General features: G+C 71.6%; 22 protein-coding genes and 2 tRNA genes. 17 read left to right on the top strand and 7 right to left on the bottom strand.

Annotated features, from left to right (window positions below; translation table 11 throughout):
- Positions 1-439: 439 nt before the first annotated feature.
- A complete protein-coding gene (locus tag QUG98_RS00835; protein WP_289468762.1) occupies positions 440-1,273 on the bottom strand; it encodes an AraC family transcriptional regulator in 834 nt (277 codons plus the stop codon).
- Positions 1,274-1,416: 143 nt separating this feature from the next.
- Here QUG98_RS00835 and QUG98_RS00830 point away from each other — a divergent pair, with 143 nt between their 5' ends.
- Genes QUG98_RS00830 through QUG98_RS00820 form a run of 3 tightly spaced genes read left to right on the top strand, consistent with a single transcriptional unit; the run spans position 1,417 to position 4,629 of the window.
- Complete coding sequence (locus QUG98_RS00830; RefSeq protein ID WP_289468761.1) at positions 1,417-2,997, top strand: sensor histidine kinase; 1,581 nt, start codon at positions 1,417-1,419, stop codon at positions 2,995-2,997.
- 59 nt (positions 2,998-3,056) lie between these two features.
- A complete protein-coding gene (locus QUG98_RS00825; protein ID WP_289468760.1) occupies positions 3,057-3,719 on the top strand; it encodes a response regulator transcription factor in 663 nt (220 codons plus the stop codon).
- 22 nt (positions 3,720-3,741) lie between these two features.
- Complete coding sequence (locus QUG98_RS00820; RefSeq protein ID WP_289468759.1) at positions 3,742-4,629, top strand: EamA family transporter; 888 nt, start codon at positions 3,742-3,744, stop codon at positions 4,627-4,629.
- A gap of 36 nt (positions 4,630-4,665) precedes the next feature.
- Here the strand turns inward: QUG98_RS00820 and QUG98_RS00815 are convergent, their stop codons facing one another.
- From QUG98_RS00815 to QUG98_RS00805, 3 genes are all read right to left on the bottom strand, one after another.
- The gene (locus QUG98_RS00815) at positions 4,666-4,818 is read right to left on the bottom strand and encodes a hypothetical protein (protein ID WP_161968383.1); all 153 of its coding nucleotides are present in this window, start codon (positions 4,816-4,818) and stop codon (positions 4,666-4,668) included.
- Positions 4,819-4,931: 113 nt separating this feature from the next.
- Complete coding sequence (locus QUG98_RS00810; protein WP_289468758.1) at positions 4,932-5,255, bottom strand: hypothetical protein; 324 nt, start codon at positions 5,253-5,255, stop codon at positions 4,932-4,934.
- A 48-nt stretch (positions 5,256-5,303) separates the two neighbouring features.
- A complete protein-coding gene (locus QUG98_RS00805; RefSeq protein WP_289468757.1) occupies positions 5,304-6,362 on the bottom strand; it encodes a LacI family DNA-binding transcriptional regulator in 1,059 nt (352 codons plus the stop codon).
- Positions 6,363-6,465: 103 nt separating this feature from the next.
- On the opposite strand from QUG98_RS00805, the gene QUG98_RS00800 reads away from it, so the two are divergent.
- The 9 genes from QUG98_RS00800 to QUG98_RS00760 all read left to right on the top strand — a co-directional run bounded on the left by QUG98_RS00800 (position 6,466) and on the right by QUG98_RS00760 (position 21,237).
- Positions 6,466-7,761 (top strand): ABC transporter substrate-binding protein, encoded by a 1,296-nt coding sequence (locus tag QUG98_RS00800; protein ID WP_289468756.1) that lies wholly within the window; start codon positions 6,466-6,468, stop codon positions 7,759-7,761.
- Positions 7,761-8,633, top strand: a complete 873-nt coding sequence (locus tag QUG98_RS00795) for a carbohydrate ABC transporter permease (RefSeq protein WP_289468755.1) — start codon at positions 7,761-7,763, stop codon at positions 8,631-8,633. The genes QUG98_RS00800 and QUG98_RS00795 overlap by 1 nt, the downstream gene beginning before the upstream one ends.
- Positions 8,630-9,604: a carbohydrate ABC transporter permease gene (locus tag QUG98_RS00790; protein WP_289468754.1), complete on the top strand. Its 975-nt coding sequence runs from the start codon at positions 8,630-8,632 to the stop codon at positions 9,602-9,604. The genes QUG98_RS00795 and QUG98_RS00790 overlap by 4 nt, the downstream gene beginning before the upstream one ends.
- Positions 9,604-10,938: a glycoside hydrolase 5 family protein gene (locus tag QUG98_RS00785; protein WP_289468753.1), complete on the top strand. Its 1,335-nt coding sequence runs from the start codon at positions 9,604-9,606 to the stop codon at positions 10,936-10,938. The genes QUG98_RS00790 and QUG98_RS00785 overlap by 1 nt, the downstream gene beginning before the upstream one ends.
- Before the next feature lie 68 nt (positions 10,939-11,006).
- Positions 11,007-14,030, top strand: a complete 3,024-nt coding sequence (locus tag QUG98_RS00780; RefSeq protein ID WP_289468752.1) for an alpha-mannosidase — start codon at positions 11,007-11,009, stop codon at positions 14,028-14,030.
- Between the two features lie 133 nt (positions 14,031-14,163).
- Positions 14,164-15,066 (top strand): endo-beta-N-acetylglucosaminidase H, encoded by a 903-nt coding sequence (locus tag QUG98_RS00775; protein ID WP_289468751.1) that lies wholly within the window; start codon positions 14,164-14,166, stop codon positions 15,064-15,066.
- A gap of 13 nt (positions 15,067-15,079) precedes the next feature.
- Positions 15,080-18,250, top strand: coding sequence for a GH92 family glycosyl hydrolase (locus QUG98_RS00770; protein ID WP_289468750.1), 3,171 nt, complete (start codon positions 15,080-15,082; stop codon positions 18,248-18,250).
- Between the two features lie 135 nt (positions 18,251-18,385).
- On the top strand, positions 18,386-19,552 hold the full coding sequence (locus QUG98_RS00765; RefSeq protein WP_289468749.1) for a hypothetical protein: 1,167 nt from the start codon (positions 18,386-18,388) through the stop codon (positions 19,550-19,552).
- A gap of 86 nt (positions 19,553-19,638) precedes the next feature.
- A complete protein-coding gene (locus QUG98_RS00760) occupies positions 19,639-21,237 on the top strand; it encodes a glycosyltransferase (RefSeq protein WP_289468748.1) in 1,599 nt (532 codons plus the stop codon).
- A 324-nt stretch (positions 21,238-21,561) separates the two neighbouring features.
- On the opposite strand, the gene QUG98_RS00755 is transcribed toward QUG98_RS00760, so the two are convergent.
- Positions 21,562-21,632, bottom strand: a tRNA-Gly gene (locus QUG98_RS00755).
- A 55-nt stretch (positions 21,633-21,687) separates the two neighbouring features.
- On the opposite strand from QUG98_RS00755, the gene QUG98_RS00750 reads away from it, so the two are divergent.
- From QUG98_RS00750 to QUG98_RS00730, 5 genes are all read left to right on the top strand, one after another.
- Complete coding sequence (locus QUG98_RS00750) at positions 21,688-22,011, top strand: hypothetical protein (RefSeq protein WP_289468747.1); 324 nt, start codon at positions 21,688-21,690, stop codon at positions 22,009-22,011.
- 53 nt (positions 22,012-22,064) lie between these two features.
- A tRNA-Pro gene (locus tag QUG98_RS00745) sits at positions 22,065-22,141 on the top strand.
- 36 nt (positions 22,142-22,177) lie between these two features.
- Positions 22,178-23,521: a trigger factor gene (gene tig, locus QUG98_RS00740; RefSeq protein ID WP_289468746.1), complete on the top strand. Its 1,344-nt coding sequence runs from the start codon at positions 22,178-22,180 to the stop codon at positions 23,519-23,521.
- Positions 23,522-23,688: 167 nt separating this feature from the next.
- Positions 23,689-24,315 carry an ATP-dependent Clp protease proteolytic subunit gene (locus QUG98_RS00735; protein WP_058748854.1) on the top strand — a complete coding sequence of 209 codons (627 nt, stop codon included), beginning with the start codon at positions 23,689-23,691 and terminating at the stop codon, positions 24,313-24,315.
- 26 nt (positions 24,316-24,341) lie between these two features.
- Complete coding sequence (locus QUG98_RS00730; protein WP_058728413.1) at positions 24,342-25,001, top strand: ATP-dependent Clp protease proteolytic subunit; 660 nt, start codon at positions 24,342-24,344, stop codon at positions 24,999-25,001.
- A gap of 139 nt (positions 25,002-25,140) precedes the next feature.
- On the opposite strand, the gene QUG98_RS00725 is transcribed toward QUG98_RS00730, so the two are convergent.
- Complete coding sequence (locus QUG98_RS00725) at positions 25,141-25,782, bottom strand: copper resistance CopC family protein (protein ID WP_289468745.1); 642 nt, start codon at positions 25,780-25,782, stop codon at positions 25,141-25,143.
- Between the two features lie 65 nt (positions 25,783-25,847).
- Positions 25,848-26,570: a YcnI family copper-binding membrane protein gene (locus QUG98_RS00720; RefSeq protein WP_289468744.1), complete on the bottom strand. Its 723-nt coding sequence runs from the start codon at positions 26,568-26,570 to the stop codon at positions 25,848-25,850.
- Positions 26,571-26,667 lie beyond the last annotated feature (97 nt).

The following is a 26,667-nucleotide window of genomic DNA, read 5'->3' as shown; positions in this document are numbered from 1 at the left end:
GCGGGAACTCCGGAGACACCGTCCCAGCGCGGCGGCCAAGGCGGATCTCGATCCGCGCCGTGACGATCGCGGTGCACGAATCCCGATGTCCGGGCACCAGGATCGTCACGGCACGGAGTGGTCGTGCTGGTCCGCCGCCGTGCCGTTCCGGACGGCTGCGCGCGGTGCAACGATCGATGGCGCGACCGTGCGGCACCGAGCCGGTGCGGAGTCCAGGGCGGTCGGGCGCGGTCGGGCGCGGTCGGGCGATCGATGGCGGGACCGCGTGGCAGCGGATCCGTCGCGGTGCTCCGGGTTGTCGGGCGCGGTCGGGCGATCGTCGGTGCGACCGTGCAGCACCGGATCCGCCGTGGCACGCATGTCCGGGTTCGTCCGTCGGGTCCGGTGCCCGCCGTGACGATCTCGGTGCACGACTGTCGGCTCGCGAGCACCGGGATCGTCACGACGCGAGGGGATCGTGCGCGTCCGCCGTGATCGGCGGGCGTGCGCGAGCGAGTGCTCGGCGGAGCGACCCGACGCTGGCGAACGCGAAACGGCGCGCGACCTCGTGCTCGTCCGCGCCGTTGAGGAGCGCCTGCCTGACCTGCAGCGAGCGGTACCAGCGTCGGAGCTCGTCCGGCGTCCGGCCCGTGCTCTCGCGGAACCGACGCTCGGCCGTGCGACGCGAGCACCGCATCGTCGCCGACACGACGTCGCCGGTCGTTCGACTCCGCTCGGCCGTGAACAACGCATCGGCGCACTGCGCGATGCTGCCGTCCGCGAGGAACGGCGGCTGCTCGTCGCGCAGCACCGTCAGCACGATGGTGCGCGCCAGTGCGTCGCGGTGCGCGGACGCTCGAGGGGCGGCGGTCAGGGAGTCGAGGTGCCCGAGGGCGCGGAGCACGTCGTCCGACAGCGCGTCGCGGGGACGGGTCCGCAGGGTGTCCGGCAGGTGGAGGGCTCCTGCAGCGAGGGGGCCGAAGCGTGCGGTACCGAGATGGACGCCCGTCGCGTCGAACGGATCGGTCGGCGAGCCGTCGGGTGGCTCGTGGCGGTCCGGGTTCGTGCCGATCGTGATCGGGGCCGCGGCGCGCACGAGCAGGGCACTGCCCGCGCGGACCACCTCGTGGTCGGGCCCCGACCACACCCACACGGTCGTCTCCCGCGACGCGACCCACACGTACCCGTCGCTGGTCCCGAGGTCGAGGGTCCAGTCCGGCGTCGCGGAGACGATCGCGCGGCCGTCCCGGACATCGAGTCCGACCGTGTCGAGCAGGCAGGCGAGCGCATCCACGACGCCACCGTGTCACCTCCGAGCTCGCCGTCGGGGCGGCACCGGGTGACCTGTGGATGGCGATCGGGGGTGGGGACAACCCCACCCCCGATCCGGGAGACGGCAGGATGGGGCGCGAGGACGGCCTCCGAGAGGCTGGACCCATGACCGACACCGACCGCCTCGACCAGGCCCAGACCGTCCCGCTGGACGACCTCGCCGCAGATCGCGCACAGACCGTCCCGCTGGACGACCTCGCCGCAGATCGCGCACAGACCGTCCCGCTCGACGGAGCCGTGCCCCAGGGAGCCACGAAGCCGATGCCCGAGCAGCCCCGAACGCCCGCCTCCGGTCCGTCGACCGCGTCGTCGGGCTGGAGCGCCACGCCCGCGGCAGGTGCTCCGACGGGTGGGGGCGGCACCGGATCCGGCATGACCGCTGGTCGGTTCTACCGCGAGGCCTGGCGCCGCCTGCCGCGCGACTTCGGGTACATGGCGCTGACGGCCGTGCTCCTCTGCACGCTCTACGCGGCGTTCCCCGCGGCGCTGTTCGGACGCGGCCTGCGGGACCTGTTCAACCCGTTCGTGCTCCTGATGTTCTTCATCGCGCTGTTCGTGGCACGGTGGCTCGGCCAGTTCGAGAAGCTCCGCATCGGCTGGGCCGACCCGCGGCCGATCCGCCCGGTCGACTGGACACCGCGGTGGCAGCAGAACTGGTGGACGCGCACCGGGTCCGCGGTGGCCAACCCGCACTACTGGCTGTACCTGCTGCACGCGGCGGTCGTGTACCCGCTCGCGTCCCTGGTGACCGTGGGCGTCGGCGTCGTGCTCCTCGCCGGGTTCGCCTGGCCGTTCGTGGTCGCCGTCGCGTGGGGCTTCCTCGGCGTGGGCGGCATGTACCTGCCCAGCTCCGACAGCGGCGCACTGCTCGCGATCGGACTCCTCGGCCTGCTGTCGATGGCCGCGTCGGTGGCGCTCCTGCCCCTCTGGGCACGCGGAGCCGTGCTCGCGCACTACTGGATCGACCTCGGCCTGCTCGGCGGCTTCCGTGCCGAGCAGCTCGAGCAGCGCGTCGCCGGGCTGCAGGCCTCGCGCGCCGGTGCCGTGACCGCCGAGGGTCAGGCGCTCCGACAGATCGAGCGCGACCTGCACGACGGCCCCCAGCAGCGACTCGTCCGGCTGCGGATGGACCTCGCAGCCGCCGAGCGCGCGTTCGACCGCGACCCGGAGAAGGCGAAGCAGCTGATCGGCGAGGCGACCGAGCACGCCCAGGACGCCCTCGACGAGCTCCGCGCCCTGTCCCGGGGCTTCGCACCGCCGATCCTGCTCGACCGCGGTCTGGTCGCCGCGCTCGAGGCCCTGGTCACCCGCACCCCGATCCCCGTCGGACTCGACGTCCGCCTGCCCGAGGGACTCGAGCTCGCGACGGAGATCCAGCGCAACGTGTACTTCACGGTGAGCGAGCTCCTGACGAACACCACGAAGCACGCCGGCGCCACGACGGCCGGTGTGTACCTCGGCCTGATCGTCGACGCCTCGGGCCTCTGGTACCTGACGGTGAGCGTCACCGACGACGGCCGCGGCGGCGCCCGACCACAGGAGGGCCACGGCATCGAGGGGCTGATGGGTCGGATGCGCGCCCTGGACGGCGAGCTCGTCGTGAACAGCCCCGAGGGTGGCCCGACCGAGGCCACAGCCCGGATCCCGCTCGGCGCCCTGAACGGGGTCCCCGTCGCCCGCGGGTGACGGTCCGGGAGCAGTCGGGCGCCGCGGCCGGCGCGACCGCTCCCACTAGGCTGGTCGGCATGAGCGACGGCCCGGGTGCAGCACGCATCCGGGCCGTCGTCGTCGACGACGCCGTGCTCCTGCGCGAGGGGCTCGCCCGGGTGCTCGACGAGGCCGGCATCGACGTCGTCGGTCAGTACGCCGACGCCGACTCGTTCCTCACCACGCTGCCGCACGACGCCCCCGACGTCGTCGTGATGGACGTCCGGATGCCGCCGACCTTCACCGACGAAGGGGTCCGCGCCGCCGTCGAGACCCGCCGCGTGGCACCCCGCACCGGTGTCCTGCTGCTGTCGCAGTACGTCGAGGCCACCTACGCCGAGGACGTCCTGGCCGCCGGGGCGACGGGCATCGGCTACCTGCTCAAGGACCGCGTGACCCGGCTCGAGGAGATCGACGACGCCGTCCGCCGCATCGCCGCCGGCGGCACCGTGCTCGACCCCGAGGTCGTCACGCAGCTGATGGGCCGTCGCCGGGACCCGCTCGCCGCCCTGACGCCCCGCGAGCGCGAGGTCCTCGGGCTGATGGCCGAGGGCCGCACGAACGCCGCGATCGCCCGCGCCCTCGTGATCGGCACCGGTGCGGTCGAGAAGCACGTGTCGAGCATCTTCGGCAAGCTCGCCCTCGAGGACACCGGCGAGGACCACCGCCGCGTCCTCGCCGTGCTCGCGTACCTCGGGTGACCCGAAGCATGGCGACCGCACCGTGACCCGGGTCCCCGCGCCGCTCCTGGCGCTCACCGCGATGCTCTCGGTGCAGATCGGCGCCGCGCTCGCGAAGACCCGCTTCGACGAGGTCGGGTCCGTCGGCGCGGCCGCGCTCCGGCTCGTCATCGGCGCGCTCGTGCTCGTGCTCGTCGTCCGCCCGCGCGTCCGGCACTGGACCCGTGCGCAGTGGACGGCAGCGGTGCTGCTCGGCCTGGCGCTCGGCGGGATGAACGTGTTCATCTACGTGGCCTTCGCGAGCATCCCGATCGGCGTCGCGGTGACCATCGAGTTCCTCGGGCCGCTCGCCCTGTCGCTCGCGCACACCCGCCGCTGGCGCGACGTGACCTGGGCGGCCCTCGCGCTCGCCGGGGTCGTCCTGCTCGGCGTCGGTCCGGCTGCGGTCACCGCGGTCGGTGGCGTCCTCGCGGCGATCGCCGCCGCCGCGTGCTGGGCGGGCTACATCGTGATGAACCGTCGCGTCGGTGCGGCGATCCCCGGCGTCGACGGGCTCGCGGTGTCGATGGTCGTCGCGATGCTCGTGTCCCTGCCGACCGGGCTGCGTCCGGCCGTCGCGGGTGTGGCGGGGGACCCGTCGCTGCTGCTCGTGTTCGCGGGCGTGGCCCTGCTGTCGACCGTCCTGCCGTACGCCCTCGAGATGCTCGCCCTGCGCCGGATGCCGACGCGGGTGTTCGGGGTGCTGCAGAGCCTGGGGCCGGCGATCGCGGCCCTCGCGGGCCTGGTGGTGCTGCACGAGGCGCTGGCGGCCCAGGAGGTCGTCGCCCTCGCGTGCGTGAGCGTCGCGAGCATCGGGGTCACCCTGTCGGCGCGGCGTGGTCGCGTGCGACCGGACGCGGGACGGACGGGAGGCGCGGGGCAGGTTCCCTGACGTCGGGGACGTCCGCCGTGCCTCCCGGCCGACCGCCTACTCGGCGCGCAGGAAGTCTGCGTACGTGGGTTCGGCCTGCACACCCGACAGCAGGGCCGGGTCGTTGACCCGACGCTCGACGTAGGCCGCGATGACCTCCGGCGGGGTGAGCACGTGCGCGACCCAGGACGGCACCTCGTTCTTCTTCATCGTGCCTCCTTCCATCGGATCGTGCCTTCGGATCGTGGCAGACGAACTTCTCGATGATCGAGTAGTTCGTCGAACCGGCGTGTGAGGAACGATCCTCGGGATCGGGGTGGAAGTCAATGCGGTGCGTTCCCCGGATGCCGTTCCGCGTGGTCGGCCCGCAGTGTGCGGTGCTTCACGGCGGACCGCCAGACCCAGGCGTCGGCCTGCTGCCCGAACTGCGCCCACTCGACGAGCACGGCGTCACGGGTCCAGCTCTTCGCGAAGCCCTTCACGCGGATGTGGAAGGTCGGGAACTGGACCCAGGCCCACACCGGGGCGGGCGTGACGGCATGGCAGACGTCGGGCCCGCGGGCGTCCTCCGACAGGGAGTAGGCGCGCGGGCGTTCGACCTCCGGGTGTTCCGGGGGCTGCCACCGGTTCTCGCGACGCCGTCCCACACGGGTATTCGAACGTGTGTTCGAACCGTCGTCAAGTCGTCCGCGCGGTCAGTGCGTGGAGCGGCCCCGGGGCGGGCGTGTCGGTGCCCGGCCGGTCGAGTCGCGCACGCTGAGCGTCAGTGCGGGTCCGGGGCGTGAGGGGAGCACCGCGCCGGCGTCGATCTGCTCGCGCAGGAGCACGGCCGCACGCTGCCCCAGCTCGACGGTGTCGCGCGTCAGGGACGTGATCGCGGGCCGCACGAGGCGGATCATCGCCGAGTCGTCGAACGACACGAGGGACACCGCCCGGGGGACCGCGACGCCCATCTCGCTCGTGACGCCGAGGCCCGCGACGGCCAGCACGTCGTTGTCGTACACGATCGCGGTCGGGCGGTCGGACCCCGACAGGAGCGTCCGTGTCGCGCGGGCACCGGCGTCGGCGGAGTAGTCCGTCGGGACGGTGATCGGCTGCTCGAGCCCCTCGGCCTCGGTGAAGGCGCGGACGCGGGCGGTGCGCATCGCCGTGTGCTCGAACTCGGGTGGCCCGGCCACGTGGGCGAGCCGCCGGTGACCGAGTGCGTGCAGGTAGCGCAGGACGGTCTCCGTGGCGTCGGAGTCGTCGATCCACACGCTCGGCGCCGCTCCCTCCGGTGACGGGTGGGACCCGACGACGACGGCCGGCATCCCGAGCTCGGCGAGCAGGGCCAGCCGGTCGTCGTGCCGGCGCGGGTCGATCACGACGACACCGTCGACCCGGTGTCCGCGCCACCAGTCCCGGTAGGTCTGCAGTTCCTCGTCCGCGTCGCGCGCCACGAGGAGGGTCATACCGACGTGCGTGCCCGCGAGGCCGAGCTGGATGCCGGAGATCAGGTCGCCGAAGAACGACTCCGTCCCCAGGGTGCGCGCCGGTCGGTTCAGCACGAACCCGATCGAGCCTGCCCGGGCGCCGCCGAGGGCGCGTGCCGCGGTGTGCGGCTGCCAGTCGAGCTCGCGCGCGATCTCCTGCACCCGCCGACGGGTCTCCGGGGAGACGCCCGGTCGGTCGTTGAGCGCGAACGACACCGCGCTGATGGACACGCCGGCACGGGCGGCGATGTCGGCGATCGTCGTCCGACGCTTCGGTTGCACGGGGTTGACTATAACGCTTTAGTCCCGCACAGTGGCACCCAACGCGGTTGCAGCACACGACAGCTGAACCGCTTGAGCAGGATGACGAAGGAGTCACAACGCCATGAGGACCACACCACGACCGACGAGGGGCCGCGCGGCAGCGCTGCTCGCGACCGCGGCGGCCACCGCCCTCGTCCTGACCGGCTGCTCGAGCGGCAGCAGCGGCGCGACCGGCGGGGGGAGCGGCAAGGTCGAGGGCACCATCACCCTGCAGACCTGGGCGCTCACGCCGACCTACACGGACTACCTGCAGGGCGTCATCGACGGCTTCGAGAAGGAGCACCCGGGCGCGAAGGTGAAGCTGCAGGACCAGCCGGGCGACGGCTACGCGGACAAGGTGCTCAGCCAGGCGTCGTCGAACTCGCTGCCCGACGTGATCAACCTGCCCCCGGACATCGCCCTGCCGCTCGCGAAGCGCGGGTTCCTGCAGGACGTGTCGAAGGACGACAGCGGGCTCGCGAAGACGTACGTCGCCGGCGCGCTCGACTCGTACCGGTACAAGGGGCTCGACGGCACCTACGGCTACCCCTGGTACCTCAACACCGACGTCGACTACTGGAACAGCGACATGTTCGCGAAGTGCGGGCTCGACGCGAACGACCCGCCGAAGACCACCGACGAGCTGTTCACGCAGGCGAAGACCATGCACGAGAACTGCCCGGACGACTACCTGATGAGCCGGAAGCCCGGCCTCGGCGACTTCACCCTCGCCGGCGTGCAGGTGGTCAACGGGGACGGTACGAAGTTCACGTTCGCGGACTCGTCGAAGGCCGCCGACCTGATCGACCGCTACAAGACCGCCTACCAGGACGGCTACATGCCGTCGAACGTCCTCAACAGCGACTACCTCGGCAACTCGACGCTCTTCACGCAGGGCAAGGTCGCCTGGACCACCGGTGGTGCGACCGCGCTCGCCGACATGGAGAAGAGCAATCCGTCGCTCGAGGGCAACGTCACCGTCAGCCCGGCGCTCGACACCCCGCCGCTGTACGTGCAGGGCCTGTCGGTGTCCAGCAAGTCGAAGCACCTCGCCACCGCCGAGGCGTTCGCGCAGTACATGACGAACGCGAAGAACCAGGAGGCGTTCGCCCATCAGGTGAACATCTTCCCGTCGACCGTCTCGTCGCAGTCCGACCCGTACTTCTCGAAGGACGACGGCACCGTGAACGGCAAGGCCCGCGTGCTCGCGAACGAGGCCCTCAAGGAGGCGAAGGTCCTCAACCCGGTCGAGGCGAACTCCGCGATGACGGACTTCCTCGACCAGCAGATCGCCCTCGCCATGAAGGGGCAGGTCTCGCCGGAGAAGGCCCTGCAGACCGCGCAGGACAAGATGAACTCGCTCCTGGCCAACGGCTGATGCGCGCCAACCGCTGGTTCACGCCCTGGCTGCTCGTCCTGCCGGCACTCGTCTGGCTCCTCGCGTTCAGCCTCTGGCCGTCGATCAACACCGTCCGGTTGTCGTTCACGAACGCCAGCCCGCTCGGGGGCGTGAGCCAGTGGGTCGGCGTCCGCAACTTCCAGACCCTGCTCGCCGACCCGCAGGTGTGGGAGGCGTTGCTCAACAGCGTCATCTACATGGCGATCTGCCTGCCGCTGCTCACCGTCCTGCCGCTGCTCATCGCGGTGCTCGTGCAGCAGAAGATCCCCGGGATCGCGTTCTTCCGCACGGCGTACTACACGCCCGTGATCGCCTCGGCCGTCGTGGTGGGGCTCATCTGGACGTGGATCCTCGACGACCGCGGCGTGGTGAACGAGATCGTGAAGGCGCTCGGTGGCGCGGGCATCCCGTTCCTCACCGACCGGTGGCTGCTGCTCATCAGCGCGATCAGCCTGACGGTCTGGAAGGGCCTCGGCTACTACATGATCATCTTCCTCGCGGCGCTCGGGAACGTCGGCAAGGACCTGCACGAGGCCGCCGCGCTCGACGGTGCCGGGGCGGTCCGCCGCTTCTGGTCCGTGACGATGCCCGGTGTCCGCGGCACCATGACACTCGTCGGCATCCTGGTGTGCGTCAGCGCGCTCCGCGTGTTCAGCGAGCTCTACATCCTCACCAACGGCACCGGCGGCCCGGGCGGGCAGGACAACTCGCTCGTCATGCTCATCCAGCAGTACGCCCGCGGCTTCACCGGCAACCTCGGCTACGCGTCCGCGCTCAGCCTGCTGCTCTTCGTGGTGACGCTGGTGCCGATGCTCGCCCTGGCGCGCATGAACAGCAAGGCGGACAAGTGACGAACACGACCAGCACCACGGAACCCGTGATCGGGGGCGCCGCCGGCGTCGCCGCACCCGCACCGGACGTGACCGGCGCGACCTCCGCTGGACGGGCCTCCCGGCCGGACGGACGAAGCGGACGCCGCCGCCGTCGGGTGTGGGGCGTGATGTCCACGCGCGAGAAGGTCGTCCGGTACGTCCTGCTCGTGCTGGTCCTCTTCATCACGATCGGCCCGTTCCTCTGGCAGCTGTCCACCTCGCTCAAGGGTGCGGGTGAGGACATCTACACCGCGAACCCGTCGTTCATCCCGAGCGAGCCGACCATCGAGAACTACCTGAAGGTCGCAGCAGCGATCCCGGTGTGGCGGTACATCGGCAACTCGCTGCTCGTCGCCGCGATCGACGTGTTCGGCAACATCGTGTTCGCCACCCTCGCCGGGTTCGCCCTCGCCCGTCTGCAGTGGCGCTTCCGGAAGCTCGTGCTCGGCCTCTTCCTGGCCACCCTGGTACTGCCGGGCGAGGCGACGATCATCAGCCAGTTCGTCACGGTCAAGGACCTCGGGTTCGCCGACAACCTGGTCGGCGTCGCGCTGCCGGGCATGATCGCCGCGCTGAACGTGCTGCTCATGTTCAACGCCTTCCGGCAGATCCCCGAGGAGATCGACCAGGCGGCGGTCGTCGACGGCGCGAACGCGATGCAGCGCCTCCGGTACATCTCCCTTCCCGCCGTGCAGGGGACCATCGCGGTGATCGCGATCTTCTCGTTCATCGGCGCGTGGGACGACTTCCTCTGGCCGCTCATCGTCCTGCAGTCGCCGGAGAACCTCACGCTGACCGTCGGTCTGCAGTACCTGCAGGGCACGTTCGCCACGGACCAGCGGATGATCGCGGCCGGCACGATGATCGCGTTCATCCCGATCGCCGTGATCTTCGCCGTCCTGCAGCGGTTCTTCTTCAAGGGCGTCGAAGAGGGCGGGGTGAAGGGCTGATGCGCTTCGGGGTCAACCACACCCCGTCGGTCGGCTGGTTCCACTCGTGGCTCGACTTCTCGCCGTCGGACACCGCGCGGGACATGGAGCAGATCGCGTCGCTCGGGGCCGACCACATCCGGGTCTTCCCGCTGTGGCCGGTCGTCCAGCCGAACCGGACGCTCATCCGGCGGGCCGCGCTCGACGACGTCGCGACCGTCGTCGACATCGCCGGGTCGTTCGGCCTCGACGTCAACGTCGACGCGCTGCAGGGGCACCTGTCGAGCTTCGACTTCGTGCCGTCGTGGCTCGACAGCTGGCACCGGCGGAACATGTTCACCGACCCGGAGGTGGTCGCGTCGACGGCGGCCTACGTCGAGGCGCTCGCAGCGGCGGTCGCCGACAAGCCCAACCTGCTCGGCATCTCGATCGGCAACGAGGTCAACCAGTTCGCGCACGCACCGCACCCCGCTCCGCACGACACCACGGCGGAGCAAGGGCACGCGTGGGCCGCAGCGATGGTCGCCGCCGCCCGGCGGGGCCTGTCCGGAGCGCGGGAAACGTCCGGCCGGGAGGCACGGCGCGGCTCCGCCCCGCTGGTCACCGTCGCGCAGTACGACGCGGCCTGGTACGACGACGCGCAGCCCTTCGGCCCGGAGCACGCGGCGGACCACGGCGACGCGACGGTGACGCACTCGTGGGTGTTCAACGGGTCCGCGGCGCTGCACGGCGCGCTCGGCGCCGGCTCGGTGCGGCACGGCGAGTACCTGCTCCAGCTCGCGGCGGCGTGGAACCGCGAGCCCGGGCGGCCGAACTGGCTGCAGGAGGTCGGCGCCCCGACGAACGTCGTCGACCCGGCCGACGCCGCGGCGTTCACCGAGCAGACGATCCGGCACGTCGCCGGGGCGCAGGACGTCCTCGGGGTGACCTGGTGGTGCTCGCACGACGTCGCCCGGTCGCTCGCGGACTTCCCCGAGCTCGAGTACGACCTCGGGCTGTTCACCAACGACGGTCGGCTGAAGCCCGCGGGGGAGGCGTTCGCCGCCCTCGCCCGGTCCGGTCTGCCCGCACCCGCGGCACCGCCGTCCACCGCGGTCGTGCTGGACGACGTACTGCCCGACGGCGCACCCCGGTACGGCGTCCGTGCCGACTGTGCCCCCGGTGGCCGGTTCGCCACCGCGTGGCTCGCCTGCGCCGAGTCCTCGGCGGACGGCCGCGGTCCCCAGGTCGTCCTGCGCTCCCGCCTGTCCGACACCGCGCACACCGTGGCCCGGGGCATCAGGAGCACCGTGGAGGTGCCCGACGACCTCGCCGGCACCGCGCTCTCGGTCGCGCACCCCGCGACCATGCCCTGACCCCGGCCCGACCCCGGCCGACCGCGCCCGCCCGACCACGCCCCGATCCGTCCACCTGGAAGGACCCCATGCACGACGACATCCCCCTCACCACCGGACGCGCCCGACGGGTCCTCGACGAGCGGATCCTGCCCGCGGTGCACGCGACCGCGGTGCCGCTCACGGCCGCCTGGCACGAGCTGCCCGGGGAGCCGGTCCCGCCCGCCGCCGGTCTGCAGCTCGACTTCACGCCGTACGAGGTGGGGACGGCGTGGGGAGCTGCCTGGGGCACGACGTGGTTCCGGCTGTCCGGCACGGTCCCGCAGGAGTACGCCGGGCAACGCGTGGAGGCGGTGATCGACCTCGGCTTCGACAAGAACATGCCCGGGTTCCAGTGCGAGGGGCTCGTGTACCTGGCCGACGGCACGCCGGTGAAGTCGATCAACCCGCGGAACCAGTGGGTCCTCGTCACGGAGCGGGCCGAGGGCGGCGAGACCGTCGAGCTGTTCGTCGAGGCCGCGTCGAACCCGGTGCTCCTCGACTACCACCCCTTCCTGCCGACGCAGGAGGGCGACGTGCAGACCTCGTCGTCGAAGCGGCTGTACACGAGTCGCCGCATGGACCTCGCGGTGTTCGCGTCCGAGGTGCACGAGCTGTCGCTCGACCTCGAGGTGCTCCTCGAACTGCAGGCGCAGCTCGCGGACGGCCCGCGGCGGATGCGGATCCTGCAGGCGCTCGACGACGCTCTCGACCGGCTCGACCTGCAGCACGTCGCCGAGACGGCAGGGGACGCCCGCGCTGCGCTCGCCGACGTGCTCGCGGCGCCCGCCGACGCCTCGGCGCACACGATCTCGGCGATCGGCCACGCCCACATCGACTCCGCCTGGTTGTGGCCCGTCCGCGAGACGATCCGGAAGGTCGCCAGGACGACCTCGACGATGACCGAGCTCATCGACCAGACCGACGACTTCCTCTACGGCATGTCGAGCGCGCAGCAGTACGCCTGGATCAAGGAGCACCGGCCCGAGGTCTACGCCCGGGTGCGTGCCGCGGTCGAGGCGGGTCGCTTCCTGCCGCTCGGCGGCATGTGGGTCGAGTCGGACACGGTGATGCCGACGGGTGAGAGCCTCGTGCGGCAGTTCTCGCAGGGGCAGCGCTTCTTCGAGCGGGAGTTCGGCATCCGGCCGAAGGGCGTCTGGCTGCCGGACAGCTTCGGCTACTCGCCGGCACTGCCGCAGCTCATGCGCCGCGCGGGCTTCGAGTGGTTCTTCACCCAGAAGATCTCGTGGAACCAGGTGAACAAGTTCCCGCACCACACCTTCCTCTGGGAGGGCATCGACGGGTCGCGGGTGTTCTCGCACTTCCCGTCGATGGACACGTACAACTCCCGGCTCTCCGGAGAAGAGGTGGCGAAGGCCTCCCGGCAGTTCCGGGAGAACCGCCTCGCCACCGGGTCGATCGCTCCGGTCGGCTGGGGCGACGGCGGTGGTGGCACCACGCGCGAGATGACCGGCACGGCCGCTCGGCTCGCGGACCTCGAAGGCAGCGCGAAGGTCCGGTGGGAGCACCCGGACGCGTTCTTCGACCGGGCGAAGTCGGAGCTGTCGAACCCGCCGGTCTGGGTGGGGGAGCTGTACCTCGAGCTGCACCGCGCCACGCTCACCAGCCAGCACCAGACGAAGCAGGGCAACCGCCGGTGCGAGCAGCTGCTCATCGAGGCCGAGCTCTGGGCCGCGACCGCCGCGGCGCGCACCGGGTTCGTGTACCCGTACGACGAGCTCGACGCGCTCTGGCAGCAGGTCCTGCTGCAGCAGTTCCACGACATCCTCCCCGGTACCTCGATCGCCTGGGTGCACCGCGAGGCGGTCGCGAAGTACGCGGAGACCGCCGCAGCCCTGACCGCGATCATCGAGGACGCGCTGTCGGCGCTCGCCGGCCCCGGGACGGAGACCGTCGTCGTCAACCCGGCCCCGGTCCTCCAGGCCGGTGCTCCCGCGCAGGGCGCGCTCCCGGCGACCGACGTGCCCACCGCGGAGCCGGTCTCGCTGGTCCAGCAGGACGGCAGGTACGTGCTCACCAACGACCTGGTGCGGGTCGTCGTCACCGCGCAGGGCCTCGTCACGAGCGCCGTCGACCTGACCACCGGGCGCGACGCGATCGCCCCCGGCCGGGCCGCCAACCTGCTGCAGCTGCACCGGGACTTCCCGAACATGTGGGACGCGTGGGACGTCGACCGGTACTACCGGAACCGGGTCGAGGACCTGGTCGCCGTCGACTCGCTCGACGCATCGGTTGACGCCGCCGGAGTTGCTCGCGTCGTCGTGTCGCGTTCGTTCGGTGACTCCTCCGTCACGCAGGAGATCGTGCTCGCGCCCGGTTCCCGCACCCTCGAGTTCGACCAGACGACCGACTGGCACGAGACCGAGAAGTTCCTCAAGGTGGCGTTCCCGCTCGACGTCCGCGCCGAGCACACGATCGCCGAGACGCAGTTCGGCGCACAGAAGCGCGTCACGCACACGAACACCTCGTGGGAGGCCGCGAAGTTCGAGACGTCGATGCACCGCTACGTGCTGGTGGAGGAGCCCGGGTTCGGTGTCGCGCTCGTGAACTCCTCGATCCACGGGTTCGACACCACCCGGGACGCCGTCGACGGCCACGTCACCACGACCGTGCGGCTCTCGCTGCTCCGCGCGCCGCGGTTCCCCGACCCGGAGACCGACCAGGGCGTGCAGACGCACCGGTACGGCATCGTCGTCGGGACGGACCAGCTCGGTGCGACCGCGGCCGGCATCGTGATGAACGCCCCGGCGCGGCGCGTCACGGGCGCCCACGGGTTCGAGCCGCTCGTGCAGGTGTCGGGGGACGTCCTGCTGTCGAGCGTCAAGCTCGCCGACGACCGCTCGGGCGACCTGATCGTCCGCGTCTACGAGCCGAGCGGGCGACGGGGGACCGGCGGCATCGCCGTCGACGGGCCGTTCGGCGAACCGGCCGAGGTGACCCTGCTCGAGGATGCCGACGACGCACTGCCGGGTGTCGCAGCGGTCACGGACGGCGTCGCCGCGTTCCCGGTGGACGCGTACGAGGTCCGGACCTTCCGCTACCCGCGCGGCTGAGACCCCGCCGTCGGGACGCTCGGATGTCCCGGCGGCGGAGCCGGACGGCTCGTGCCGTCCGGAGCCGGACGGCAGCAGCCGTCCGGTGCTGGGCGGCAGCAGCCGTCCGGCCCACCACTCGATGAGGAGTGTCATGCAGAAGAAGACGCAGATCGGCATCCTGGCGGCGCTCGCCGCGGTGCTCGCAGCCCCGATGATCCCCGCGGCAGCATCCGCCGCACCGTCCACCGCGTCCGCGACGAAGTCCGGCCCGACGAGCATCGCCTACGTCGAGGTCAACAACGACCAGCTCGCGAACGTCGGCCACTACCGGCTCGCGAACGGTGCGAACGCCTTCGACGTGGCGATCATCTTCGCCGCGAACATCAACCGCGACGCGGACGGTGACGCGGTGCTGTACGCCAACGAGAACGTGCAGCGGACGCTGGACGACGCCGCCACGCAGATCCGCCCGCTCCAGGCGAAGGGCATCAAGGTGTCGCTGTCGATCCTCGGCAACCACCAGGGCACGGGCATCGCGAACTTCCCGACGCAGGCAGCCGCCGAGGACTTCGCGGCGCAGGTCTCCGCGACCGTCGCACGGTACGGCCTCGACGGGGTCGACCTCGACGACGAGTACTCCGACTACGGCACGGACGGCACCCCGCAGCCGAACCAGCAGTCGATCGGCTGGCTCGTCAGCGCCCTGCGCGCGGACATGCCCGGCAAGCTCATCTCGTTCTACGACATCGGCCCGGCGTCCGACGCCCTGTCGTCGTCGAGCAGCACGATCGGGTCGCAGCTCGACTACGCCTGGAACCCGTACTACGGCACGTACTCGGCGCCCTCGATCCCGGGGCTCGGCAAGGACCGGCTCTCGGCGGCGGCGGTCGACATCCAGAACACCCCGCGGTCGACGGCGGTGTCGCTCGCGCAGCGTTCCAAGGCCGACGGGTACGGCGTCTTCATGACGTACAACCTGCCCGACGGCGACGTGAGCTCGTACGTCTCCGGGTTCACGAACGTGCTCTACGGCCAGACCACGATCCACGAGTGAGGACGACCGACCGATGAGTGCTGAACGCCGTGGCGGCCCGACCGGCCCCGAGACCGCCGTCGCGGCGCGCAACGGGGTCGGGTTCGTCTCGCGCCGGGCGACGCTGGTCGAGCAGACCGACCGCACCGGAACCGTGCAGGTCCTCGACGGGTACCACGGGCACGAGGTCGGTCCGACCGACGTCCTGACCTGGGTCTGGTTCCCGGAACGGTCGCTGCCCGACGGGCGGATCGAGCCGACGGTCGCGGACCTCGACCGGTTCTGGGCCGCCACGGCGTTCGCACTCGACGTCGTCTTCACCGACGGCACCCGACTCAGCGCGGGCGGCGCCCGCGACCAGTACGGCGACCCCGTCACGCCCCGGGCGCAGGACGACGCCCGCAAGCAGTGGGTCGACCAGTGGAACCGGCGGACCGTCGACCTGTCGGCGCACGCCGGCCGGACGGTGGACCGTCTGGAGGCGCGGCTCGGCCGGGCGGACCGGCCCACGCCCGACGACGACACCGGCCGGACCGTCCGTGGCTGGCTCGACGACGTCCGGATCGCACCCGCGGGGCGCGCGACCGGTCACCTGTCGCAGGGCGCTCGACCGCTCGACCACGTCCGCACCACGCGCGGCACGCACTCGTCCGGCCGGTTCTCCCGCGGCAACACCGCGCCCCTCGTCGGGCTCCCGCACGGCGGCGTCCTCGGCCTGCCGATGACCGACGCCTCCGACAGCCGGTGGCCGTACGCCTACCAGGAGCACAACCGACCGAGCGACGACCGACCCGCGATCCAGGCGTTCGCGACGAGCCACCTGCCCTCACCCTGGATGGGCGACCGCGGGGTCTTCCAGGTGATGCCGTCGCCGCTCGCCGACCCCGACGTCGACCGGACCGCCCGCGCGCTCGGCTTCGACCGTGTCGACGAGCTCGACGGACCGCACCGCTACCGGGTCGCCCTCGACGACGGCGTCACCGCCGAGATGACCGCGGGGGAGTTCGCCCTGGGGTGGCGGTTCACCGGGGTCCGCAGCATCGTGCTCGACCACCACGGCGTGCTCCGCTCGTGCACGGTGCGCATCGAGGACGGCACGGCGGTCGTCGACGTCCTGCTCGACGACCGCGCCGAGACACCACCGCACCACGTGCACGTGCGGATCGGGAACGCGCTCGCCGACCGGACGACGTTCGTCGACGGCGAGCTCCGCGGGTGGATCGAGGTCGGCGGGGACGCCGACGTCCTGCTCGGGATCTCGACCGTCTCCACCGAGGACGCGATCGCGAACCTCGAGGTCGCGGGGGACGTCGACCGGATGCGTCGGCACGCCGAGGAACGCTGGACCGCCGCACTCGACACGCTGCAGGTCGAGGGCGCCACCGAGGACCAGCTCGTCTCGCTCTACTCCGGGCTGTACCGGGCCTTCCTGTACCCGACGCGTGCGGGGGAGACCGCGCTGACCGGGGCACCACGGCACCGGTCGCCGTACGGGGAGGTCCTGTCCGAGCCGATCCGCGACGAGCCCGGGCCCGAGGTCGTCGACGGCCCGCTCACCACCACGAACGGGTTCTGGGACACCTACCGGACCGCCTGGCCGCTGCTCGCCCTGCTCACGCCCGAGACCGCCGCCGACCTCGCCGAGGGGGTCGTCGGTCACTTCACCGACGGCGGCTGGACACCGCGGTGGAGTGCCCCCGGGGCCGAGGACGTCATGACCGGCACCACGAGCGACACCGTGTTCGCCGACCTCGTGGCGAAGGACGTCGACGGGTTCGACGTCGAGCAGGCGTACCGGTCCGCGGTGCGGAACGCGACCGTCCCGTCGCCGGACCGGCGCGTCGGACGGAAGGGGAGCCTCCCGGGCGACCTGCGCGGGTACGTCGACACGGCGACCGGCGAGGGGATGTCCTGGACCCTCGATGCGGCCATCAACGACTGGGGCGTCGCCGTCCTGGCCGACGCGATGGCGGCCCGAGCCGCGGCCGCCGACGACCCGGACGGCGAGCGACGGTACCGGGCCGAGCACGAGTGGTTCGCCCGCCGCTCGCTCCGGTACCGGAACGTCTTCGACCGGGAGCGAGGGTTCTTCATCGGCCGCACGCCGGACGGCGCCTGGCGGGCCGGGGACGACTTCGACCCCGACGTCTGGGGCGGCGACCACACCGAGACCAACGCCTGGGGAACGATGTTCACCGCACCGCACGACGGCGCCGGCATCGTCGACCTGCACGGCGGGCGGGCCGCGTTCGACGCGGCCTTCACCCGCTTCACCGAGCGCCGTGAGACCGGCGGCACCGAGCGCTCCGGGTCGTACGGGTTCGCGATCCACGAGATGACCGAGGCGCGCGACGTCCGGATGGGGATGCTCGGCATGTCGAACCAGCCGGCGCACCACATCCCGTTCTTCCCCATGTTCACCGGACGGCACGACGACGCGCACCGCATCGTCCGCGAGTGCCTCGACCGGCTCTTCGTCGGGTCCGACCTCGGGCAGGGGTACCCGGGTGACGAGGACAACGGCGAGATGAGCGCCTGGTACGTCTTCGCCAGCATCGGGCTCTACCCGCTGGCGCCGGCCACCGGGACCTACGTGCTCGTCCCGCCGTCGGTCCGGCGGACGGTCCTGCGACGGCCGGGAGGCGCGACCACCGTCATCGAGACCGCCGGCGACGGGCGGTTCATCGCCTCCGTCACGGTCGACGGCCACCCGTGGACGTCGATCAGCATCCCGCACGCGGTCGTCGTCGGGGCATCGTCGATCGTGGTGGAGCTGTCGGCGACCGCCACCGGGTGGGCGTCCGACACCCGTCCGGTCTCCGCGTCGGAGCTGCACGGCTTCCAGGACACCCCGGACGACGTCCTGCCCGTCGGGGCGTCGCCGCTCACCGACGACACCGGGCTGACCCGGGTGGCGCTCGCCGCGGGGGAGTCGGTCTCCGTGCCGGTCACCGCCACGAGGACGTCCCTGGTCGCCGTCACGGTGGCCGAGCCGGTCACCGTGTCGTGGCGTACGGTGCTCCGCGACGCGGACGGCACCGTCGTGCACGCCGTCGAGGAACACGACGCGGCGTTCAGCTGGACCGGGCAGACCCGCGTCTTCCGGTTCGACGGCGGCGCGGTCACCGACGGGACCTTCACGCTCGCGGCCGCCACCCCCGTGGTGCTGACGCAGCTGCAGCTCATCGCGGCCGACCGGGGCTGACGCACCGCCGGGCACGGCGGGTCCGCCACGAGGGGGACCGGGCTGTACCCCGTTCGTGGGCTGTCGCGCTCCGTGGACACGGGGTGGAATGGACGGTGCAGGACACCCCCTGCGTGCTTCACCCGGAGGAGCCGCATGACCGTCACGCTCGCTCGCACACCCCCGGCACCGACCGGTGCAGTGCCGGCACCCGCAACGCTGCGGCCCCTGCCGCCCGTCGCCCTCCGGTGGGTGCTCCGCGCCGCCTTCGCGCTGCCGTACGTCGTCCTCGCACTGGTCGCGGCGCGCGGCACGCCGACGCTCTCCCTCGGACTCACCGGGAACCAGGTCACGTTCGACCGGGCGACGGCCGCGCTCGACGGAGGTGTCGTGCAGGCGATCGGGCAGCTCTGGCCGCTGCTCTCCGGGGTGCTGCTCCGGTTCATGCCGTTCGGCGTGCAGGGTGCCGCGGTGCTCGGTGGGATCGTCGCCGGCGTGCTGCTCCAGCTCCTCGCACAGGACATGCTGCGACGCGGCCTGCGGATGCGCGAGGTCGTCGCCTTCACGATCGCCCTCGGCGCCAACCCGCTGTACGCCTTCCTCGCCCTCGACGACCTGCAGGCGTTCCTCGGCATCGCCCTCTTCGCCCTGGCCGTCGTCGACATGGTCCGGTTCTTCGCGTGGGGGGACACGCAGGCGGGGTTCCGCGCCGGCCTCGCGCTCATGCTGTCCACGCTGATCGACCCGATGGGCTTCGTCTACGTCGGCATCGCGGCGCTCGCCGCGCCGCTGCTCGACCTGGCGCGCCACGACCAGCGGGGCATCCGTCGGGCGAACGTGCTCGTCCTCGTGTTCCCGAGCCTCGCGGTCGCGCTCTCGACCGCGGTCCTCGACCTGATGGTGCTCCACGACCCGTTCGCGGCGCTGCGCGGGACGATCCACGTGTCCGAGCAACGACTCGGTGCCCTGCGTCACCTGTTCGCCACGGCGGACGGCCTGCTCCTCGTGGCGATGCTCGTCGCCGGGGCGACCCTCGCACTGCTCGTCCGGCGCCCCGGCGCGATCGCCCTCGTCGCGGCGCTCTTCGTCGGGACGATGGGCGGGTACGCGATCGGGCTCGTACCGGTCGCGACGGCCGGCAACGTCTTCGTCACCATGCTCAGCGTGGCGATCGCGATCCTGCCGCCGGTCGAGGGCCGGGTCACCAGCACCCTCGTCGTCGTCCTCGCCGTGCTGCAGGTGCCGCTCGCGTGGGCCGCTGCCTCCGAACGTCAGGTCGTCGTCGAGTGGATGCACGCCGTCACCGCGGTGGTGCTCCGGTGACCGCGCCCGGCCCACGGACCGTGGTCGTGCCCGTCGGTCGGCACCGCGGCGAGGAGACCGACTGGCGACCGCGGCACCGGTGCTCCGTGCAGCGGCACGTCGAGGAGGGCTGGGTCGCGTCGGCCCGGATCCGCGAGGGCGTCCTCGTCCTGACGAGCGGCCGGTCGGACCCCGACGTCCTCCGTGCAGCGCTCACCGAGGAGTTCGGCGAGCCCGTCGTCCTCCGCAGCGCGTCCGAGGCGGACGTGCGACAACGGGTCGCGTACGAGCTCGAGGAGGAGGTCGCCGACCTCGCGGCCCACGGCCTCGCCCGCACGAACCCCGCGCTGTCCGCACGGACCGTCCTGTCGCGCGGGCAGCAGGTCGGCGGCGGGATCGCCCTGCTCGTGTTCGCGGCGTGCCTCGTCCTCGCGCCGGGCACCGCCGTCGCGACCGCGACGGCGGTGGTCTCGCTGGGGTTCCTGGCGGGGATCCTCTTCAAGTTCTGGGTGTCGATGGTCGGCGCCCGCTTCGACCTCGTGGAGCAGGTCTCCGCGGACGACGTCGCCGCGCTCGACGACGACGCCCTGCCGACCTACACCGTGCTCGTGCCGGTCTTCCGCGAGGCGAACATCGTGCACGACCTCGTCCGGAACCTCGAGGTGCTCGACTGGCCGAAGGACCGGCTCGAGGTCCTGGTGCTCGTCGAGGCCGAGGACCACGAGACCCGCGAGGCCGTCATCGACGCGGCACCACCGGAGTGGATGCGCATCGTCATCGTGCCGCCGGGGTCACCGCAGACGAAGCCCCGCGCCTGCAACGTCGGACTGGCGATCGCGCAGGGGGAGTACGTCGTCATCTACGACGCCGAGGACCGCCCGGACCCCGACCAGCTCAAGAAGGTGTTCCTGACCTTCGACCGCGCCGGCGACGACACCGTGTGCGTGCAGGCGGCGCTGAGCTACTTCAACGCCGACGAGAACGCACTCACGCGCATGTTCACGCTCGAGTACTCGTACTGGTTCGACTACATGCTCGCCGGACTCGACGCCCGACAGCTCCCGATCCCGCTCGGCGGCACGTCGAACCACTTCCGCACCGACCTGCTCCGCGAGCTCGGCGGGTGGGACCCGTACAACGTGACCGAGGACGCCGACCTCGGCATCCGGGCGTCCGCCGTCGGGTACCGCGTCGCCGTCGTCAACTCCACGACGATGGAGGAGGCGAACACCTCGATCCCGAACTTCGTGCGGCAGCGCTCCCGCTGGATCAAGGGCTACATGCAGACGGCGCTCGTGCACGCCCGGCGGCCGCGTGCGCTCGTCCGGGAGATCGGTCCGCGACGGGCCGCCGCCTTCGCCCTGCTCATCGCGGGGACGCCGCTGACGTTCCTCGGGATGCTGCCCGGCGTCCTCGTGACGATCGCCACGCTCGTGCTGCCGGCGGACTGGACCGCGCCGCTGTTCCCGGCGCCGGTGCTGTGGCTCTGCGTGCTCGACTTCCTGCTCGGCAACGCCACGATGATCTACCTGACGATGATGGGGCCGTACAAACGCGGGCGGTTCGACCTGATGGGCTGGGCGCTCGTCAACCCGCTCTACTGGATCCTGCACTCGGTCGCCGCGTACAAGGGGCTGTGGCAGCTGATCACCCGGCCGCACTACTGGGAGAAGACGGAGCACGGCCTGACGAAGACCACCGCCTGAGTCCTCCGATGCTGGACGACGTCGCGCTTCCCGAAGGACGGCGGCTACCTCGTGCTCCTGTGCGCGGCGGTGCGTCGTCGCGCGGGCCTCGGGCGGGGCCGGGTCGGGCCGGGTCGGCGGGTTCGGACGGGCCGTCGTGCTCGTGACGATCCCGGTGCACGGATCCCGGCTCCGGCGAACCGGGATCGTCACGGCACGACCGGTTCGACGGTCCTCCCGCCGGCGAGGACCCGCGCACCGGCGCAGTGCCGGCTGGCGGCGGAGCACACGACGAGAACGTCGGGCACGGACGGGCGACGGGCACAGAGGGGGCGACGGGAACGGAGGGGATGACGGGAATCGAACCCGCGTGGCCAGTTTGGAAGACTGGGGCTCTACCATTGAGCTACATCCCCGCACTGCGGCACGAGTCCGCAGCGCCACCATCGTAGCGGACGAACGGCCCCCGACATGCCATCGAACGTGCTGCCGCAGCCGGACGGCTCCGACACGCGGCGGATCAAGCGCTCCCGGGTGCTCTCGTTCGTGCTCCTCGCGGTCGCCGCCGTGGTGTTCTCGCTCCGTCCCGAGGCCTTCGGCGACCCGCCGGCCCAGCCCTGGCACGCCCTGCTGCACGTCTGGCGGATCGTCCTCGGGGTCGCGCTCATGGTCGCCGCACTCGGGGTGCAGGTCGTCGTCGGGGTGCGGTGGCGGCAGGGTCTCCGACGCAGCGCCGAGCAGGAACCGTCCACACCCGGCACGCCTCCCGGGAAGCAGCCACCGCGGGACCGCTAGACTCGTTGCGGTCGTGCGTGCCCTCGGGCGTGCGCGGCCACCTGGCCCAGTCACGGGGCGTAGCTCAGCTTGGTAGAGCGCCCGCTTTGGGAGCGGGAGGTCGCAGGTTCGAATCCTGTCGCCCCGACCAGGTCCACTCGAACGTCAACCAACAGGAGTACATCCCTTGGCCACCAGCACCGTCGACAAGGTGAGCGACACCCGCGTCAAGCTCACCGTGAACGTGACGCCGGACGATCTCAAGCCGAGCATCGACCACGCCTACAAGCACATCGCCGAGCAGATCAACATCCCCGGCTTCCGCAAGGGCAAGGTCCCGCCGGCGATCGTCGACCAGCGCGTCGGCCGCGGCGAGGTCCTGAACCACGCCGTCGGTGACGCCATCGACACCTTCTACCGCCAGGCGGTGGAGGAGCAGGAGCTGCGCATCCTCGGCCGTGCCGAGGCCGACGTCGCCGAGCTCCCCAACGTCAAGGACTTCTCGGGCGACCTCGTCCTCACCTTCGAGGTGGACGTCCGTCCCGAGTTCGACCTGCCCGCGTACGACGAGTACGAGCTCACGGTCGACGCCGTCGAGGTCTCCGACGACGAGGTCGAGGAGGAGCTGCAGAACCTGCGCACCCGCTTCGGCACGCTCGTGACGGTCGACCGTCCGGCGAAGACCGGCGACTTCGCCCAGATCGACCTGACCGCCACCATCGGTGACGACGAGGTCGACTCGGCCACCGGCGTCTCCTACGAGATCGGCTCGGGCGACCTGCTCGAGGGCATCGACGAGGCGCTCGAGTCGCTCACCGCGGGCGAGTCGACCACGTTCGAGTCCACGCTGGTCGGTGGCGACCGCGAGGGCGAGACCGCGCAGATCGCCGTGACCGTCACCGCCGTCAAGGAGCGCGAGCTCCCCGAGGCCGACGACGAGTTCGCGCAGATCGCCAGCCAGTTCGACACGATCGACGAGCTCAAGGGCGACCTCAAGGAGCAGATCGCGAAGTCCAAGACCTTCGGTCAGGGCGCCGCGGCTCGCGACAAGCTCGTCGAGAAGCTCATCGAGGACGTCGACATCCCGATCTCGGAGCAGCTCATCGAGGACGAGGTGCACCGTCACCTCGAGCAGGAGAACCGCCTCGAGGACGACGAGCACCGCAAGGAGGTCTCCGAGTCCAGCGAGAAGGCCTTCCGCTCGCAGCTGCTCCTCGACGCCATCGCCGAGAAGGAGGAGATCCAGGTCTCCCAGGAGGAACTCACGCAGTACCTCATCCAGGCGGCGGCGCAGTACGGCATGGAGCCGGCCGAGTTCATCAAGGTCATCGACCAGAACGGCCAGATCCCCGGCATGGTCGGCGAGGTCGCGCGTTCCAAGGCCGTCGCGACCGTCCTGTCGAAGGTGACCGTCAAGGACACCAACGGCGATGTCGTCGACCTCTCCGCCTTCACCGCCGGTGTGGCGCAGGAGTCGGCTGACGACGAGTCGGCCGACGCCGACGAGGCCACGGAGGCCGACGCGAAGTAACGCGACGCGCTGACGGACGGGAGGCACGGTGCCAGCTGGCACCGTGCCTCCCGTTCGTCGTCTGCGCACTTCCCGCGCCAACGCACCGCCCACAGCGAACAGGCGCGAACTGCCGCGTTGCACCCGATAAGTTCGACATCAAGCGACAACTGAACGGGAGCTTTTCCATGGCCGAAGCGACACTGAACCCCAGTGTTTTTGACCGCCTTCTGAGAGACCGGATCGTGTGGCTCGGCTCTGAGGTCCGCGACGAGAACTCGAACGAGATCGCAGCGAAGCTGCTGATGCTCGCCGCCGAGGACCCTGAGAAGGACATCTACCTCTACATCAACTCGCCCGGTGGCTCGATCACCGCGGGCATGGCGATCTACGACACGATGCAGTTCGTGCCGAACGACATCGTCACCGTGGGCATCGGTCTCGCGGCCTCGATGGGGCAGTTCCTGCTCTCGTCGGGCACGCCGGGCAAGCGCTACATCACCCCGAACGCCCGCGTGCTCCTGCACCAGCCGTCCGGTGGCTTCGGCGGCACCGCCGCCGACATCCAGACGCAGGCCAAGGTCATCCTCGACATGAAGCAGCGCATGGCGGAGCTCACGGCCGAGCAGACCGGCAAGTCGATCGAGCAGATCCTCAAGGACAACGACCGCGACAACTGGTTCACGGCGCAGGAAGCCCTCGAGTACGGCTTCGTCGACCACCTCCGCGCGTCCTCGAACGAGGTCGTCGGCGGCGGCGGCACCGTGGGCGACGGCGAAACGCCGACCGCGGCTGCCGAGCCCGAGTCCAACTGACCACCACCGAAGAGAAGGAAACGAGAATGCACCTCCCCATGCTCGGTGGCGCGCAGAACGTCCCGGCTCCGTCCGATCGCTACATCCTCCCCAGCTTCGAGGAGCGCACGGCCTACGGCTTCAAGCGTCAGGACCCGTACGCGAAGCTCTTCGAGGACCGCATCGTGTTCCTCGGCGTGCAGGTCGACGACGCGTCGGCCGACGACGTCATGGCCCAGCTGCTCGTGCTCGAGTCGATGGACCCGGACCGCGACATCGTGATGTACATCAACTCGCCCGGTGGCTCGTTCACCGCGATGACGGCGATCTACGACACGATGCAGTACATCCGTCCGCAGATCCAGACGGTCTGCCTCGGTCAGGCTGCCTCGGCGGCGTCGGTGCTCCTCGCCGCCGGTACGCCCGGCAAGCGTCTGGCGCTCCCGAACGCCCGCGTGCTCATCCACCAGCCGGCGACCCAGCAGGGTGGTGGTCAGGCGTCGGACATCGAGATCCAGGCGGCGGAGATCCTCCGCATGCGCACCTGGCTCGAGGAGACGCTGTCGAAGCACTCGAACCGCACGCCGGAGCAGGTCAACAACGACATCGAGCGCGACAAGATCATGTCCGCCGAGGAAGCTCTGGAGTACGGCCTGATCGACCAGGTCCTCACGAGCCGCAAGAACCTGCCGGCGCTCGTCAAGTAGCGCTGCACGCGCGAAGGCCCCGCACCGATCGGTGCGGGGCCTTCGTCGTGTCCGCGCGGAGCTCGCGGAACCAGGTTCCGGACACGGCACCGCGCTCCCGCGTGGTGTGGTGTCCGGAACCTGGTTCCCGACGGGAGCGTCAGCCCTCGTCGTGGTCGTCGGTCGCCGGTTCGGCCGGTCGGCGTCGGAGCAGCAGCAGGACCGCCACGACGACGCCGGCGAGCACGATGCCGCCGGCACCGATGAACAGGGCGTCGGTCGCGCTCGAGTCGCCGCCGGTGTCACCGGCCGCGGCGTCGGGTGCGCCGGACCCCGCGCCTGACCCCGCGCCGGATCCCGAGCCGCCGCCGTCGCCGGTCGCGCAGGTCGCCGGCGCCGCCGTCCCGCGGTCGGGGGAGAAGCCCGTCGGCGCCTTCCACGTGAAGTCGTACCGGTCGGAGACGGTGTGGCCGTCGGCGGAGACGATCTGCCACTCGACCTCGTACTTCCCCGACTCGCCGAGGGCCGCCTTCGTGGTCATCGAGGGACCGTCGACGGAGACGCAGCCGTCCTCGTGGTACCGCCCGTCGGGGCCGATCACCCGGAAGGCGAACCCCGAGTCCGACCCGCCGATCGCCAGCAGCCGGTCGTTCGTGGTGATGTCGAAGCGGTCCGGCAGCTCGGTCAGGGTCCCACCGACCGCCGGGGTCGAGGACACCAGGTAGTTGTGCGCGCTGGCGGGGGCGGCGAGCCCGAGGACCGCACCGCCCGCGACGGCGAGGGTCGCGGCGGTCGCAGCCACGGGCCTCCAGGCCGAGCGGCGGGCCTCGTCGGGCCGACGGCTGCCCGTGGGACGTGCGTGCCGGGTCACTTCGTTGCGTCCCGGCGGCGGGTGGCGGCGACGGCGACGACCAGGCCGACCGCTCCGACCACCAGGCCGCCGAGGCCGAGGAACCGACCGACGAGGTCGGGCTGCGCCGCGGTGGTCGTGGTGTCGCTCGCGGTCGCGGTGGTGGCGTCGTCGTCGTCACCGCTCGCCGAGGTGGCGGCGGTCAGGACGATCGACGGCGCGGGGTGCTCGGGCTCGGCCTTCCCGCTCTCCTGGACCTGGTCCCAGTCGGTCGAGCCCTGCTCGCAGGTCTGCACGACCGGGAAGGAGACGCGGTCGCCGGGCTTGCCGTCGGGCAGCGAGAACGACAGCGAGAAGGTGTCGCGCTCGTCGGCGGGGAGCGGGGTCTTCGCGGTGTAGGTGACGCTCGTGACGCGCTCGGCGCCGGCCTCGGACTCCTCGTCGCTCGCGGCGCTGCTCGACGGGGCCGTGTACGGCTCGGTGGCCTTCGTGATCGTCCAGTTCGGGTTCACGGTCGGCGTGACCTCGATGACGGACTCGGGCACCTGGAAGACGAGCTTGGTCGTGGGGGAGCCGTCGCAGCCGTGCGGGACCGAGAAGGTCGCCGTGGTGTACGAGTTCGCCGCAGTCGAGGTCGCGTCGGCCTCGACGTGCGCGCTGGCGGCCGCCGCGGTGCCGAGGACGATCGCGGCGGTGACGCCGAGGGTTCCGGTGCCGAGGAGGGCGAGGCGCTTCGTCATGGGGTCCTTCCGGTTCTCTACAACTTGTAGAGGAACGGGGCAACGGTACCAGGTGTGCACGCCCTGGGCGAACGGGCGGGGACAGGCCGGGCGGCGT

Source organism: Curtobacterium subtropicum (assembly GCF_030362975.1).
In the GTDB taxonomy this organism is placed as follows: domain Bacteria; phylum Actinomycetota; class Actinomycetes; order Actinomycetales; family Microbacteriaceae; genus Curtobacterium; species Curtobacterium subtropicum.
Note: the sequence above shows the minus strand (reverse complement) of the source record. Positions and strands in the feature narration are given on the sequence as shown.